Genomic DNA, 15,195 nt, shown 5'->3' on the forward strand with positions numbered 1-15,195 from the left:
GTTATTCCGCGGACGCGGCTCCCCTGTCGAGGTCGGCCTGGAGGCGCCGTGCGATCTCCAGTCCGCCCGCGGTGTTGAAATGGACATAGTCGCCGCGCATCAGCGGCATTTCGCGCCGGACCCAGTTGCCGGCGGCACAGGGGCCGCCCATCCGTGCCTGCCAATCCCACCAGGCTAGGCCCATCTCGGTCGCCACGCGGCGCTGGGTGTCGCGCACTGCGGTCAGAGCGGGCGGCGCGAACAGGACGGGCCGCTCGCCCGCGCCGTCACACCCGATCAGCGCGCCAGACGCATTGCCGCGAAGCGCGGGCTGGCGGCTGAGCGAGTCCGGCGCGCCGAGCAGCAGCATGGGCACATTGCCCGAAAGCAGGCGTAGCCGGGTGATCTGCGAGCGCAACACCGCCTCGAACGCGACCGGATCGAAATGCGGCGCGAATCCCTCGTTCGTGCCGAAGGCGAGGATGATCAGGTCGGGCCGGTAAGCCTTCAGCTCTTCCGCGACGACCGCATCGTCGGTCCGCGCGAAATGGGCGAGCTGCGATCCGACCACGCCAAGATTGGACAACGCAATGCCGCCATCGTCGCGGAAGGTCGCCCAGGAGGTGATCGTGAGGGAGCGGCTGTCGGCGATGATCTCGACCGACGCGCGCGGCGTGGCCGAGCGGATCGTCCGGCAGATCGGCCGTTGCGACGGGGCCGTGAAGTCCAGCCGGCCCCGATCCGCTCCATCGAACCGGACGGCCACGCCGCCAGCATCGGGCCCGCCAAGGGCGCAGAGCACGAACCGGTCGAACGCCATATCCGGCGCGGCATTCAGCGCCATGCTCGCGCCGGCGCGCATCGCGGTCATGCTGAAGCCGGAAAGCCCGAGCAACGGCCGCGGCGCAACCCCCTTGCCGAAGGTCGCGCCGATCGCCCAGCTGGGCGACATGGAGGCGGTAACGCCGCGCGCGATATAGCCGTCATAAGGGCGGCCCGGCGGCAGCACGCCCCTGCCCCCGCCGCCGAACCGCGCCTGCAACAGGTCGCGCCACGCGCCGGTCACCGCGTCGCCGGCAGTATGGCTGTCGCCGATCTGCAGGATATGGACCGGCTCACCCCCCTTCGCGCCCCGCGCGGCCTCGAGCTTGGCGAAATAGGGCGCCAATGCCTCGGGGTTGCACAGCGGCCCGGCGCAGGTCGACGCGACCGCAGACGCCGAGAGCGCGGCCAGGGTCAGCACGGCAAGCCTCACTTCGCCGCTTCCCCGCCCCCGGTTGCGGGCGTGCCGGCGACGGTGCGGGCAGCATCGGCATAGTTGCGGATTCGGCCGGCCAGCCCGCGCGTAATCCAGAGATAGCCGGTCATCGACATATGCACGCCGTCCGCCGCGCGGATCAGGGTGCGCTTGCCGGATTTCGGATCGTTGAGATAAGTCGCGAAATTACCCTGAGCGTCGGAAGCGACGGGGCGGGTATCGATGAACGGCACGCCGAGCTTGGCCATCCGTTCCGCATAGAAATCGTTGATCGCCATGACGTCGGCATCGAGCGATTCCTTGCCGATGCGCGGCAGGCCTACCCAATAGACCATCGCGTGATGCCGGCGCATCAGCGCGACATAGCGATCGAGACGGCCGCCGACTTCCTGCTGCCAGAGCGGCCCCATGAATTTGGCATATTTGCCCTGTGGCGTAATGATCCCCTGCGCATCATTGGCACCGAAGGAGATGATCGCAATGTCGAGCGGCGCGTCGCCAAGCTGTTCCGCGGCGTGGGTTTCCAGGTTCAGGCTCTTGTAGCGGGTGAAGCCGGTGGCCGGCTGGCTATACTTCACGACCTCATAGCCCGCCTTATTGGGCAGCTGCTGCGCAAGCCCCCACCACACCCCGTCGCCGAAGCTGTCGCCGAACACGCCGACCCTGATCCGGTTGCCGGTCGCAACCGTCTTCACCAATTGCTGGAACGGCGCGGCATATTGGCGGATCAGCGCGTCCTCCGCCTGGGCCGATACCGGCATTGGCCGATACAGGGCGGGTCGGGGCGACGCTGCGGCCGCCGCTGAAGCGCTACTGCCCGCCTGGAAGGTCCAGCCGATCGCCGCCCCCACCGCGGTGCCCAGCAGGAGCACCGCCGTCCGGTCGAGCAGGATGCGCAACGAGGGACGACTTGACGAAGATATCAGGTCGATATGGCGCGCAGCATCCTGCGGCGCTTGCACTATACCTTGCAACACGGCGTTCATACTTTCAGCGGAGGCATATATTCTAACGTATGACGCACTCATGCGCCTACAGTCCTCATCTTGTCTATAGACTCACACGAAACGGCAGAATTTTACGGCACGTAGGCAACTTTGTACGTGGTCACTACAATAAAATACGCATAGTATTACTTGAATATTTCTTCGAGAAATCGGAACCAACCGGTATCACAGGTGATAGTGGCGATATTCCGAATAATCATGCGGACTGGACCGGACAATTTTCATGGACAGAATAGATACGAATTTCAGTCCGATCTTCGTCCGCAGTAGCATCGCCAAAAAGAGTGATGCTCTTCATCAAGCCTCACAGTGAACGCCGTGGATTCCATCTGGATTCGCTGATCGAATTCGGCCGGAGCGGCTATTGTCTCCTTCTGTTCCGGCAGAGACCACAGGCCGGTGGAAGCCGGACGCGCAAGACGATAGGAACAGGTGTGGTTTCCCCCTCGCCTCTCCAGGATCGCCCCGGTCGCAGGCCTCAACGGAGGCCTTGTCGTCTTCTGGTCATGGCCATTTGCGTCGCCGTGCTGATCGGCGGCTGCAGCCGGAAGGAGCAGGGGGCGCATACCGGCCTGGTCCGGCTGTCGGACGACGAGGTCAAGAATCTCGACCCCCAGAAGATCTCCGACCTCACCTCGCTTCGCGTCGCCGAAGACCAGTTCGAGGGGTTGACCCGGCATCGCGGCGACGGGCAGGCCGAACTGGGTCTGGCGAACGCGATGCGCTGCGCCGCGGACGCGCTTTCCTGCCGCTTCACCCTGCGGCCCGGCCTGCGCTTCTCGGACGGCACGCCGATCACCGCCACCACCTTCGCAGCGGGTTTTGCCCGGCTGCGCGATCCAAAGACCACCGCGCCCAATGCCAAGCTGTTTGAGGGCATCAAGACCATCGCAGCCGACGATCCGGCGACCGTCGCCGTCACCTTGCACCGTCCCCTACCCTGGCTCGCCGAACTGCTCGCCCAGCCGGCGCTGGCGGCGCTCCCGATTCACCGGATCGCCGCGGCGGGTGACCGCTGGACCAGTGACCGGCCGCTCGTCACCTCGGGCGCATACCGGCTGACCGGCTGGCGGCTCGGCGACCGGCTGACGCTCGCCCGCAATCCATCCTGGCATGATCGCCCCGCCCCCACGCCGGTCATCGTCTGGCAACCGGCCGAGGACAAGCTGGCAGCGCTCCGGCGCTTTCGCGGGCGAGAGGCGGATACGATCAGCGACATTCCGGGGAGCCGGATAGAATGGGTGCGCCAGCATCTGCCGGGCGCGGCGCGGATCGCGCCCTATGCCGGCACCTATTATCTCGCCTTCAACACGCGGAAGCCGCCGTTCGACGATGTCCGAGTCCGCCGCGCGCTGTCGATCGCGATCGACCGTGACTGGATCGCAACCCGGCTGATGGGCACCGGCGAGACCGGTGCCCTCGGCCTGGTGCCGCCGGTGCTTGGCGGCCGCGACCCCGACCTCTTCGCCGCGGCTGACCGTCCGGGCGCGATCCGGCACCTGCTCGCGGCGGCGGGATATGGCCCCAAACACCCGCTCGTCTTCGATGTCCGGTTCAACAGCGGCGGCGACCACCGGCGGATCGCGGTGGCGCTGGCGGCGATGTGGCGGCCATACGGCGTGGAGGCGCGGCTGCTCAACAGCGAGGCGGCGCTGCATTTCGCTGCGCTGCGGCTCGGCGATTTCCAACTCGCCCGGTCCGGCTGGATCGCCGATGTGCCGCGATCGGAGAATTTCCTGGCGGTGCATCTGAGCGGCGCGGGCCCGGTCAATTATTCGGGTTTTGCCGATGCCGAATATGACCGGCTGATCGCTCAGGCGCTCGACACGGTCGATCCGGCCGCGCGCGCCGCGCTGCTGCGGACCGCGGAGGAGCGCCTGCTGCGCGCCGCGCCGATCCTGCCGATCTATCACTATGTCAGCCGCTCGCTGGTGGCGCCCGACGTTCGGGGATGGCAGGATAACGCGATGAACATCCATCCCAGCCGCCTGCTGTACCGGGATCCGCGATGAAATACGGGGTGCTGCTCCTGGCTGCCCTCCTGGTGGCGGGCTGCGGCCGGCGGTCCGATGCGGGGCCGGTGGTGGTCAGCGCGATCGGCGGGGCGCCTACGCCCGCCGATTCGTCGCAAGGACCGCTCGACACGCCTTCTCGCCTGTTGATGGACTCCACCGCGCAGGGGCTGGTCCGCTTCGACGCCAGCGGGCAGATCGAACCCGGCGTTGCCGAGCGCTGGATCGTGATCGACGACGGCATGAGCTATATCTTCCGCCTGCGCGAGGCAGAATGGAGCGATGGCCGGCCGGTACGTGCAGAGGAGGTCGTGACGATCCTCCGCCGCCAGGTCGGCGCCCGGTCGCGCAACCCACTGCTGCCCTTTCTGAGCGCGATCGACGAGATCGTCGAGATGACGCCGCAGGTGATCGAGATACGGCTGAAGCGGCCGCGCCCCGACCTGCTCAAGCTGTTCGCCCAGCCAGAACTCGCTCTGTTCCGCACCCGCCCGCCCGGCGGCAGCGGCCCGTTCCGCATCACCGAGAGCCATCGCGACGGCGCGATGCTGCGCCCGGCGTTCGATCCGGCCCGCTCGCCCGACGACGAAGCCGCCGAACCGGGCCCCGAGCAGAATGTGCGGCTGATCGGAGAGCGCGCCGCGCGCGCCATCGCGCGCTTTGCCGCGCGCGATTCGGACATGGTCACCGGCGGCACCTTCGCCGATTGGCCGCTGCTCGCCACCGCCGAGATCGCGCCGGCCAACCAACGGCTCGATCCCGCAGCCGGGCTGTTCGGCCTGGCAATCGCCAGCCGCAAGGGATTCCTGGCCGAGGCAGCGAACCGCGCCGTGGTCGCCCGCTCGGTGGATCGCCAGGCGATCGTCGGCGCTTTCGCCCCCGCCTGGAACGCGACCGCCCAACTCCTGCCCGACCGGCTCGATTCGGCGGCAGCCCCCACCCCAGGCTGGGTCGCCTCCGCCACCGATACGACGCCGGCGATCGAGCGCGTGCGCGCCTGGCGTGCGGCGCATGACGGGCCGTTGATGCTCCGCATCGCGCTCCCGCGCGGGCCGGGCTCGACCATCCTGTACGGCATCGTTGCGGCCGGGCTTCAGCGGATCGGCATCGACACGCAGCGGGTGGCGATCGACGCCGATGCCGATCTGCGCCTGATCGACACGGTCGCCCCTTATGACAGCGCGCGCTGGTATCTCGCCACCGCCTGCCAGCCCTGCGGCGCTGAGGCACAGGCAGCGGTGGAGGCGGCCCGCGACGCCCCGACGCTGGTGCTGCGCGCGGCCCGGATCGCCGACGCGGATGCCGCGGTGGCGGCCGATATCGCTTATATTCCCATCGCACGGCCACTACGCTGGTCGCTCGTCGCGTTGCGGCTGGGGCAGTGGCAGGGGAACTCGCGCGCCTGGCACCCGTTGAATCACCTGCGTAACGACACCAAATGAGGTGACATGGCCAATCGAGCGACCCGAATGAGTCCCGAACCCCTCGGCAAGATCGCGGGCAGCCTGACCGGCAGCGACGCCGCGTCGGTGCGCAAGCGCATCGTGGCGATGGAGCATCTGCTCGAAGGCCTGTTCACCATCCCCGGCATCAACCGCAAGGTCGGGCTTGACGTGATCCTGGATATCGTCCCGATCGGCGGCGGCGCCATCGCCGCGCTGATGGGCGCCTGGATGGCGTGGGAGGCCCGCAATCTGGGCATGTCCAAGTCGCAGGTCGCGCGCATGGCCGGCAATATCGGCGTGGACTTCCTGCTCGGTCTGATCCCCTGGGTCGGCGCGGTGCCCGATTTCTTCTTCCGGTCGAACACCCGCAACCTGCGGATCATCAAACGCCATCTCGACAAGCACCACCCCTCGACGGCGGTGATCGATCAATAAGGACGTACGGATCGCGCTTCAGCGGGATCCGCGCCAGATTTTCCCTCAGCGGGAACCGCGCCAGATTTTCAATGCCGCCGTCGTCGGCAGGCCCCCGCTGCCCGGCTTGCAGCGTTCATAGGCGAAGCGTTTGTCGAGACAGATCCACAGCTCGTCGAGCCACCCCTGGCGATTGGCGGTCACCCGGATCGCGGCTGCCGGCAAGCCGGGATTCGCCTTCGCCATGGCCGCCGCGAACCCAGCCGCCGTGAGGGTATCGCGTGAGAGCGCGTCCATGTCCGGATAACGCAGCTTCGCATACAGCCCGGTCGAGCGCGCGAAATAGTCGGCCGGCGTCGTACGCATACAAGTGCCGTGCTTGGCCCATTCATGCTGCAGCAGTTGCACGGAGGGCGTCGCGCAGAGATGCTTGCGGATCACCTGACGCGGCAGGATCGCGGTCGCGGTGCAATATTGCGGCCATTCCTTGCCCACCCCGTCCGGCCACAGCCCGTGCAGGGTGAAGCCGAAGCGATTGCCGCTGCCGCATTCGAGCCGGGCCGAGGCATTGCGGGCATTGTCGTGGCAATATTGCGGGGCCCAGGTGATGGCGAGCGTATAGCCGCCGATCGGCAGCACACGCTTCGGCTCACTGCGGCTCGGCAGGTCCGGGCGCGGACGCGTAAGGCTGGCGGGAATCGCGCATTGATAGGCCTGGGCCTGGGCGACGCCCGGAACGGCGGCGAGCAGGGCGGCGATGACGAGCGCCGGCTTCATGCGACCGCTCCCGCCTTCGCGCCGAACCAGGGCCTGGCGTCGGGGCGGAAGAGCATCGCGACCGCATAGGCCTGGAGTACGGTCGAGAACAGGCCGAGCAGGCCGCTCAGCCCAAGCGAATAATGCCCGGTCGGAATGGCATAGAGAGTCCAGACCAAAGCCAGAGCGACGAAGATGGAAACGATCCATTTGGCGATCCCGCTGCCCTTGCGCGCGACGAAGAACCACAGGAGCAGGGCAATGCCGAACCCGATCGCGGTCGTCAGCGGCAGGGTGGCGTTGCCGAACATCTGGGGCGTCAGCAGCGCCCGCTCCTCCCGCTCCGACCAGGACAGGATCGTATTGACCACATCGACGCCGATCGCGGCGAGATAGAAGCGTTCGAACTGGATGATCGAATTCGGCCTGCTCATCGATGCGTTCCCCCGGTTGACTAGACGCCGGGCGAGCCCGGACCCGATAGTGTTCAGAAATTCTCCGCCCCCTTCTCGCCGAACCAGACGGGTGTGTCAGGACGGAAAAGGAACCAGATCGCGGCGATCTGCAGGATCGGCTGGACGATGCTCAGCATCGCGTGGACCGGATCCCGAGACCCGATCCACAAAAGGGTGATCGCGGCGGCGATCGCGCCAAAGGCGACGAGAACCGTCGCAATCCACTTCGCGATCGCGCTGCCCCGCCGCGCGATGAAATACCAGAGCAGCAGCGGTATCGCGAAACCGATCGCCGTGGATACCGGCAGATACCAGCGGCCGAGCCCGATCGTCAGGAACCTCAGAAGCGGCCAGGCGAGTGTGATACTAACGACGTTGAGCAAGAACGCAGCGAGATAGAAGCGCTCGAACATCACTATCGATCGTGGTCGCCCCACCGATTCGCCCCCTCCGCCTGTCGGCAGTTTAGTCCTCTTTTGTTCTCACGCAACCGTCAGGCGGCAGCAGTGAAATCGAGCCCGATATCGGCAGCCGGGGCCGACTGGGTCAGCCGCCCGACACTGACGAAGGTGACGCCGGTTTCGGCGATCGCGCGGATCGTGTCGAGCCGTACGCCGCCCGACGCCTCGGTCGGCACGCGCCCGCCGATCAGCGTGACGGCACCGCGCAGCATCGGCGGATCCATATTGTCGAGCAGCAGGTGCGTGGCGCCGGCCGCCAGCGCCGGCTCGATCTGGTCGATCGAGTCGACCTCCACGATGATCCGCGCGATCCCCGCGATCTTCGCGCGCCGCACTGCCTCACCGATGCCGCCGGCGACCGCGACATGATTGTCCTTGATCATCGCCGCGTCCCACAGGCCCATGCGGTGGTTGGTCGCCCCGCCCATGCGCGTCGCATATTTCTCCAGCAGGCGCAGGCCGGGAATGGTCTTGCGCGTGTCGAGCAAAATGGCGCCCGTGCCGAGGATCTTGTCGACATAGCTGCGCGTCAGCGTGGCGATACCCGACAGATGCTGGACGGTGTTGAGCGCCGAGCGTTCCGCCGTCAGCATCGCCCGGGCACTGCCTGCCAGGCGCATCAGGTCGGTGCCCGCCGGGACCCGGTCGCCCTCCTGGACCAGCCGCTCGATCCGCACATCCGGATCGAGCGCGCGGAAGAACGCCTCGGCGATCGGCAGCCCCGCGACGACGATCGCGTCGCGGCTGTCCATCACGCCGGTGAAGCGCGCATCGGCCGGGATGACGGCGGTGGAGGTGATGTCGCCGGCATCGCCAAGGTCCTCGGCCAGTGTGGCGGCGACAAAGGCCGGCAGGTCGAAGCCGGGCAAGATCCAGTCAGTCAGACCGTCCTGCTGTGCCGGAGAAAGAGTGTCCGACATCATCATCCGCTCCGCAACTGCCATGGTTCAGCATTGTCCACACCCGGGGGCGAAGGCAAGCGTCCAGCGGCCATGGGATGGATAACCGACCATTAACCATCGCTGCCTATCGTCCAAGCGACAAAGAGGGCGGAGACATTCAGCATGGCGCACGGCGCATTCATCGAACCCAATCAGGCACTGGAAGGCCTCGCCAATCCGGCAGAGGCGCTGAACATCCAGATTCATTCGGGGTTTCGCGCGGCCAAGCATGCCCGGCACCTGAAGGGCCATAACCGTATCTTCGACCAGATCGTGGCGCGGCTTTCCAGGCTCGACCTTCCTTACGAGGATCAGTGCTCGACCGAATATTATTTCGACCTTGTACGCACGCTACGCGATTTCAACGGCGAGTTCGATCGCTTGGTCGAAGTCGGCGTCTTCATGGGCGGTTCGTCCGGGATTTTCGCGGGCTGTATCGGCCCCTTCGATATCGACCTGGATATGGTCGATATCAGCGCCGACTATCTGCAATTCGCCTATGAGCGTGTCCGTCGCATGTACCCGGAAAGCACCGGCCGCATCCGCCTGTTTCACGGCGACCTACCCTCCTATGTTCGAGCGGTGATGCTCGAAGAGCCCGTGCGCGCCATCGTCCATCATGACGGCGCGCATGACTTCAACCAGGTCGTACGTGACATGGCCGCGCTGTCGTTCGTGCGCGAACAGCTCGTCGCGATCATCGCGCAGGACACGCATCTGCGCGGCACGGTACACCACATGAACTTCGTCGACATGGCGATGTACGCGGTGTTCGGCCTCGATCTGAACTATGCCCCGATCGGCAAGCGCTATCCCGACATGGATTCGCGCACCGCGCCAAACCAGTATCAGGGCAACTACTTCATGCCCGATGCCGCGGAAGGATTCGTGCTGCCGATGGCAGTCAACGAATTCCACTATCCCCATCCGGATCTATCGATCGACGATTTCCTGCCGACGCCGACGCTCAAGCTCCTGGCTGCGGCAAGCTAGAGAACACGGACGCTTATTCTTCCTGGAGGAGATGCCCTTCGATCGCGACGGGGATCGCCTCGATCAGCACGAACACGACACGGCAGGGCTCGGTGCCGGGATTGCGCCAGAGATGGCTCGTCCCGCGCTGGACGACGATATCTCCGGTCTCGAGATGCTCCACCTCGCCGCCGTCGAGTTGCAGCTCGATCTCGCCGTCGAGGATGATGGCGTAGTCGATCGACCAACTCCGGTGCATCCGCGATTTGCGGCCCGGCAGGAAATCCACGACGCGGATCATCGAGCCGCCCTCGTCGCCCGGCATCCGGTCGCCATCGCTGTCGTCGTTGAGATTGGCAGGGACTTCGGGCGTCGACCAGACCTGGGCCAGTGCCGCCTCGCCTCCGCTGCTGGTGACCGGACGCAACGTGTCGATGCTACGCAGGATCGACCAGCCGGCATCGTCATGCCCGGTCACGATCCGGCGGAACGGCGTGGTCACGGCCGGCCCGTCGTTCAGGTCCTTCGCCTTTTTCTTGCGGAAGAACATGGTCCTACCTCCCCTCCGCGCCAACGGCCTCAGTCGCCGGTCACCTTCACCGGGCCGAGATCGCCCAAGCCGACCGTCGCGCTCGCCATGGACAGCATTGCGTCGAGGCTCTTCTTGGCGCGGAGGCGAAGGCTTTCCTCGATCTCGATGCGCGGCTCGAGATCGCGTAGCGCGACATAGAGCTTCTCCATCGTGTTGAGCGCCATGTACGGGCAGATGTTGCAGTTGCAGTTGCCGTCGGCACCCGGCGCGCCGATGAAATTCTTGTCCGGCACCGCCTTCTGCATCTGGTGGATGATGTGCGGCTCAGTGGCGACGATCAGCGTGTCGCCCTCCATCGCCAGTGCATATTCCAGGATGCCACGGGTCGAACCAACATAATCGGCATGGTCGAGGATGTAAGGCGGGCATTCCGGATGGGCGACGACGGGTGCGCCGGGGTGCTGAAGCTGGAGCTTGAGCAGCTCGGTCTCGCTGAACGCCTCGTGCACGATGCACACGCCAGGCCAGAGCAGCATGTCGCGACCGGTCTTGCGCGCGAGATAGCCGCCGAGATTCTTGTCCGGGCCAAAGATGATCTTCTGGCTCGCCGGGATCTGGGAAAGGATCTTCTCGGCCGAAGAACTGGTGACGATGATGTCGCTGAGCGCCTTCACCTCGCAGGAGGAGTTGATGTAGGTCAGCGCGATGTGATCGGGATGCGCGGCGCGGAAGGCAGCGAACTGCTCGGGCGGGCAGCTATCCTCCAGGCTGCATCCGGCGTTCATGTCGGGCAGCACCACGATCTTCTCGGGCGACAGGATCTTCGCGGTCTCGGCCATGAAGCGCACGCCGCAAAAGGCGATGACATCGGCATCGGTCGCCTCGGCCTTGCGGCTGAGATCGAGACTGTCGCCGACGAAATCGGCCAGATCCTGGATTTCCGGCTTCTGGTAATAATGGGCGAGGATGACCGCGTTGCGTTCCTTGCGCAGCCGGTCGATCTCGGCCCTCAGGTCGAGCCCCGTCAAACTACCACCAATTCCCTTGCGCGCGTCCATCTGTCACTCCTTGTACCCCCGCGAAGGCGGGGGTCCAGCCTGGGCTCCCGCCTTCGCGGGAGCACATTATCGCTTATTCCTCAGAACCTGATCGAGCGAGCGGGTGGTGTCCCATACCTCGCTATTGTCCTTTGCCTCGTCGGCGAAGCGCACCTTCACCGTCACGTCCATGCCCGCCGCCTTTAACGGCATGGCGAAACTGCGCTCCACCGCCCTGCGAGTCGCATCACGGGCGAGGTTCAGCGGCACCGCCTCATGCGCCTGGCGCACCAGCTCCTGCTGTCCGGCGCGGCGGTTCGCGTCCTGCAGCTTCGTATCGGCATCGGTGAAGGCCGACAGGATGCCGCCCTCACCATATTCGCGCATCTGGGTGAGATCGATCTGCGGCGGGGAAACCTCGACCGGGGGAAGTACCACGCCGAGCGTGCGCGTGCCCGCGTCCCAGGTCACATCCTTCTGCTGCAGCTTGGCGAGATCGACCTCATAGCGGACCATGCCGGGCATGATCAGCGTCTTCTTCGCGCTCAACCCGAACTGCGACTGGGTCGAGGTGGTCACCGCCACGAACCGCGCGGCAAAGGCCGACAACCGGTTCTGCTCCTTCAGCCCCTGAAGCGAGGCGCTGGCGATCGTCACCGGATCGGGGCCTTTCATCTTGCCGCTGACATAATAGCCGAGCGCCCAGAAACCGCCCGCGATGAACAGGGCGATCAGCGCCAGCGCACCGGCGAACTTGCCGAGGAACTTCATGCGGCCATCTCCCAATCGTCTCCTTGCTGGGAAACAACGCCCCGGTCGCGCAGATCGATCAGATGGGCAAGCACGGATCGCTCCGCCGCGGGGAAGAGCCGGGGGTCGATGCCGACATACATGCGCTCGACCATCGCCGGGATCGCCCGGGGCTCGGCGCGGAGCAGGCGCAGGATCTGACCCTCGCGCTGCTTGCGGTGGCCGATCATGCCGCGAACCAGACGGCGCGGATTCTCCACCGGATCGCCATGCGCGGGATAATAGATGCGGTCGTCGCGGTGCATCAGCTTGTCGAGGCTGGCCATGTACGCCGCCATGTCGCCATCGGGCGGCGAGACGATGGTGGTGGACCAGCCCATCACATGATCGCCCGAGAACAGCGCCCTGGTTTCGGGCAGCGCGAAGGCGAGATGGTTCGAGGTATGGCCCGGCGTGGCGACCGCGGTGAGCGTCCAGCCCACGCCCGACACCGACTCCCCATCGGCCAGCACGCGATCCGGAGCGTAATCGCCATCGAACGACGCGTCGGCGCGGGGGCCGAGATCCTCGAGCGCGAGCGGCGCGCAGCCGATGATCGGCGCGCCGGTCGCCGCCTTCAGCGCACGCGAGGCAGGGCTGTGGTCGCGGTGGGTATGGGTGATGACGATGGCGGTGACCGGGCGACCCGCGATCGCGCGGATCAACGCCTCGACATGGCCCGCGTCGTCGGGCCCCGGATCGATCACGGCGAGGTCGCTCGTGCCGACCAGATGGGTCTGGGTACCGGTAAAGGTGAAGGGCGACGGATTGGGCGCGAGGATGCGGGTGACGAGCGGTTCGAGCTGCTCGGCGACGCCTGGTAGTTGCTCGCTCATGCTGTGCAGATGGCCGCTCCGGGCCGATGGCGCAAGCCTGTCCCTGCTTGGCGGAGGGAGAGCCTGGCTTGGGCCGGCGCTCCGGTATCGCAGTGGCGAGGGCCTTCCCGCCGTTGCCAGGAAGAAGGGCCCTCACCCTGCCCTCTCCCGGGTGACGGGAGAGGGAAAAGAGGAAGGAAAGCGGTTTCGTTCCTCAGTTCGGCTTGGCCATATCGGCTTCCATGTCGCGGATCGCTTCGTCGATCGCCTTGATCGCTTCGTTGCGCGCGACCTCGCCCATCGCCTGGTCGGCGCGCATGCGGGCCTGGGCGCTGCGCAGGCCTTCCAGCGCGGAGCGATAGGCGTCGCGCTCGATTTCCCTGCTGTTGGCCGCCACCGCTGCGCCTTCGCGCGCCGCCCGCTCGATACGGTTGGTGCAGATGATGATGACGCGCTTGTCGCCCTTCTTCTGGTTCATCACCATCTGACGCTCGCCGTCGCCGGGGCAGTTGCGCGACGAGATTTCGGGAATCTCGGGGATCGCAGGCATTCCGGCAAAGTCCTCGCTCATCATCTTGCCGTCCTTGTCGCGGCGGACGATGCGCACGACCTTCCGCTTGGTGACCTTGCCGTCGGGCGAGACGGTAGTGGTGGCGCCATCCTCGTCATCGCTCCAAACCGGCGGCGCGGGGGGAGCGGGCGGCATCGGCGGCGCGACCGGCGCGGCGCCGGCCTCCTGAACCGGCATGGGCGCGGGCACGGCCCCGACCGCTGGAACCGGCGCGACCGCAGGAACAGGCGCCGGTGCCGGAACGGGCGCCGGGGCGACGAGCGGCGCCATGGCGGCGATCGGGTCCAGTTCGGCAAGCCGCATGCCCGTCGCCTTCTCCATGCCCGAGCGGACGCGCTCCGCGGCCTGGGTGCCGGAGGCGGTGACGCCCAGCCCGGCCACGGTCAGCATCGCGACCGCGGCACAGCCGCTGACGAGGCGCAGGCGCGACGTCTTGTTGGTGGTCAGCATTCTCAGTCTCCCTTTCAGATCCTCTATGGTGTGCAGGTGGCAGGCGGCCGACACGGCGCCGCCGTGCGCCGCCTTGACGATCGCGCAGGCATAGGTGTGCCGCATCATCGGGTTCTTGCCGGCAAGGACGCGGGCGTCGTTGGCGATCTCCTGGTCGGCGCGGAAGGCACGGAAGGCACGCCAGGCGATCGGGTTGAACCAGTGAAGCGCGAGCACGACTAGCGCGATCCAGTTGGCGATCAGGTCACCGCGATGGTGATGACCAAGCTCATGGGCGAGCGCGAGATCGCGCTCCTCCAGATCATAGCGCTCGGTAAAGTCGCGCGGAAAGGCGACGTAACGGCGCCAGATGCCGAAGGCGAGCGGGCCGCTCGCTGCATCGGTCTCGATCAGCTGGATGCCGCCCTCGATCTCCGTCTCGCGCGCGGTCTGATCGAGCATGCGGCGGACGAAGCGGGCGTGCACCATCGTGTGCCAGCCAATGAACGCCGCCGCACCCAGCACCCATAGCGAGACCAATATGGGGCCAAGCGAGGGATTTTGGGCGACGGGCGCGGCGGCGTCTCCGCCGAGCGGTTCGATCACATAGACCGTGATCTGCTCGCTCGCACGGATCACCGGCGCGACTGCGATCTCGCGCCAGGACTGCGGAAGTGGTGGCAGGAACAGCCTGAGCGCGGGCAGCGCCCAGAGCGCATAGGCGATGTCCGGCCCGAAGGCGCGACGCACCGGGCCGCGGAGCAGCAGCACCGCGACCATCAGCACGGCTGAGGCGATCAGCGCCTCGATCGCCCACGCGATCACGACTTGAGGCCTTTGAGCAGCGCCTCGATTTCGGCGATGTCCTCATTGGTCAGCGCGTCGCGCTCGGCGAGGTGCGCGACCAGCGGGGTCAGCTTGCCGCCGAACAGCCGGTCCATCAGGCGGCGGGATTCGCCCTCGACATAGTCGCCGCGCGCGACGAGCGGACGATAGAGGTAGCGGCGGCCATCCTCCTGGTGTCCGATGATGTTCTTGGCGAGCAACCGGCCGAGCAGGGTCTTCACCGTATTGGCCGACCAGTCGCGCTCCGGCGGGATGCGTTCGGCTACGTCCTGGGCAGTCAGGGGCGACTCATCCCAGAGCACCTCCATCACCGCATGCTCGGCATCGCTGATCCGTTCGCTCACGACTCGCTCCCCGTAATGACCACAGTTGTAATCGCCGCGATTACATCTGTAGTCAATTGGCTGAACGGTCGATGAATGATGCCGCTCGACAGGTCGGTGCGGCATCGGCAAGCTCTCCTGAAAACAGGAGAG

General features: G+C 66.4%; 16 protein-coding genes. 4 read left to right on the forward strand and 12 right to left on the reverse strand.

Annotated features, from left to right (window positions below):
* Position 1: 1 nt before the first annotated feature.
* Together AC1RT8_RS19305 and AC1RT8_RS19310 are read right to left on the reverse strand one after the other, a co-directional pair.
* Complete coding sequence (locus AC1RT8_RS19305) at positions 2-1,234, reverse strand: GDSL-type esterase/lipase family protein (protein WP_493077537.1); 1,233 nt, start codon at positions 1,232-1,234, stop codon at positions 2-4.
* Entirely contained in the window at positions 1,231-2,199 is a 969-nt protein-coding gene (locus AC1RT8_RS19310; protein WP_493077538.1) for an SGNH/GDSL hydrolase family protein, read from the reverse strand. Before AC1RT8_RS19310 ends, AC1RT8_RS19305 begins: the two co-directional genes overlap by 4 nt.
* A gap of 551 nt (positions 2,200-2,750) precedes the next feature.
* Between AC1RT8_RS19310 and AC1RT8_RS19315 the strand changes: the two genes are divergently transcribed.
* The 3 genes from AC1RT8_RS19315 to AC1RT8_RS19325 are packed head-to-tail and all read left to right on the forward strand — an operon-like array spanning position 2,751 to position 6,136.
* Positions 2,751-4,256, forward strand: coding sequence for a peptide ABC transporter substrate-binding protein (locus tag AC1RT8_RS19315; RefSeq protein WP_493077539.1), 1,506 nt, complete (start codon positions 2,751-2,753; stop codon positions 4,254-4,256).
* Positions 4,253-5,698 carry an ABC transporter substrate-binding protein gene (locus tag AC1RT8_RS19320; RefSeq protein ID WP_493077540.1) on the forward strand — a complete coding sequence of 482 codons (1,446 nt, stop codon included), beginning with the start codon at positions 4,253-4,255 and terminating at the stop codon, positions 5,696-5,698. Before AC1RT8_RS19315 ends, AC1RT8_RS19320 begins: the two co-directional genes overlap by 4 nt.
* A 27-nt stretch (positions 5,699-5,725) precedes the next feature.
* Positions 5,726-6,136, forward strand: a complete 411-nt coding sequence (locus AC1RT8_RS19325; protein ID WP_493077541.1) for a DUF4112 domain-containing protein — start codon at positions 5,726-5,728, stop codon at positions 6,134-6,136.
* 45 nt (positions 6,137-6,181) lie between these two features.
* Here AC1RT8_RS19325 and AC1RT8_RS19330 read toward each other — a convergent pair whose 3' ends face one another.
* The 4 genes from AC1RT8_RS19330 to nadC all read right to left on the reverse strand — a co-directional run bounded on the left by AC1RT8_RS19330 (position 6,182) and on the right by nadC (position 8,707).
* The gene (locus AC1RT8_RS19330) at positions 6,182-6,892 is read right to left on the reverse strand and encodes a ribonuclease T2 family protein (RefSeq protein WP_493077542.1); all 711 of its coding nucleotides are present in this window, start codon (positions 6,890-6,892) and stop codon (positions 6,182-6,184) included.
* Positions 6,889-7,305: a hypothetical protein gene (locus AC1RT8_RS19335; protein ID WP_493077544.1), complete on the reverse strand. Its 417-nt coding sequence runs from the start codon at positions 7,303-7,305 to the stop codon at positions 6,889-6,891. The genes AC1RT8_RS19330 and AC1RT8_RS19335 overlap by 4 nt, the downstream gene beginning before the upstream one ends.
* Before the next feature lie 53 nt (positions 7,306-7,358).
* On the reverse strand, positions 7,359-7,739 hold the full coding sequence (locus tag AC1RT8_RS19340) for a hypothetical protein (protein WP_493077545.1): 381 nt from the start codon (positions 7,737-7,739) through the stop codon (positions 7,359-7,361).
* A gap of 80 nt (positions 7,740-7,819) precedes the next feature.
* Positions 7,820-8,707: a carboxylating nicotinate-nucleotide diphosphorylase gene (gene nadC / locus AC1RT8_RS19345; protein WP_493077703.1), complete on the reverse strand. Its 888-nt coding sequence runs from the start codon at positions 8,705-8,707 to the stop codon at positions 7,820-7,822.
* Positions 8,708-8,851: 144 nt separating this feature from the next.
* On the opposite strand from nadC, the gene AC1RT8_RS19350 reads away from it, so the two are divergent.
* Positions 8,852-9,721: a class I SAM-dependent methyltransferase gene (locus AC1RT8_RS19350; protein WP_493077547.1), complete on the forward strand. Its 870-nt coding sequence runs from the start codon at positions 8,852-8,854 to the stop codon at positions 9,719-9,721.
* 13 nt (positions 9,722-9,734) lie between these two features.
* Here AC1RT8_RS19350 and AC1RT8_RS19355 read toward each other — a convergent pair whose 3' ends face one another.
* The 6 genes from AC1RT8_RS19355 to AC1RT8_RS19380 form a co-directional block, all read right to left on the reverse strand.
* A complete protein-coding gene (locus AC1RT8_RS19355) occupies positions 9,735-10,250 on the reverse strand; it encodes a cupin domain-containing protein (RefSeq protein WP_493077549.1) in 516 nt (171 codons plus the stop codon).
* Between the two features lie 29 nt (positions 10,251-10,279).
* Positions 10,280-11,290, reverse strand: coding sequence for a quinolinate synthase NadA (gene nadA, locus AC1RT8_RS19360; RefSeq protein WP_493077551.1), 1,011 nt, complete (start codon positions 11,288-11,290; stop codon positions 10,280-10,282).
* A gap of 66 nt (positions 11,291-11,356) precedes the next feature.
* Positions 11,357-12,040, reverse strand: coding sequence for a DUF4230 domain-containing protein (locus tag AC1RT8_RS19365; protein WP_493077553.1), 684 nt, complete (start codon positions 12,038-12,040; stop codon positions 11,357-11,359).
* Positions 12,037-12,894 carry an MBL fold metallo-hydrolase gene (locus AC1RT8_RS19370; RefSeq protein WP_493077555.1) on the reverse strand — a complete coding sequence of 286 codons (858 nt, stop codon included), beginning with the start codon at positions 12,892-12,894 and terminating at the stop codon, positions 12,037-12,039. Before AC1RT8_RS19370 ends, AC1RT8_RS19365 begins: the two co-directional genes overlap by 4 nt.
* Positions 12,895-13,087: 193 nt before the next feature.
* The gene (locus AC1RT8_RS19375; RefSeq protein WP_493077557.1) at positions 13,088-14,698 is read right to left on the reverse strand and encodes a M56 family metallopeptidase; all 1,611 of its coding nucleotides are present in this window, start codon (positions 14,696-14,698) and stop codon (positions 13,088-13,090) included.
* Positions 14,695-15,063, reverse strand: a complete 369-nt coding sequence (locus tag AC1RT8_RS19380) for a BlaI/MecI/CopY family transcriptional regulator (protein ID WP_372852358.1) — start codon at positions 15,061-15,063, stop codon at positions 14,695-14,697. Before AC1RT8_RS19380 ends, AC1RT8_RS19375 begins: the two co-directional genes overlap by 4 nt.
* Positions 15,064-15,195 lie beyond the last annotated feature (132 nt).

It is taken from the genome of Sphingomonas sp. GW821-FHT10F11 (assembly GCF_058809095.1).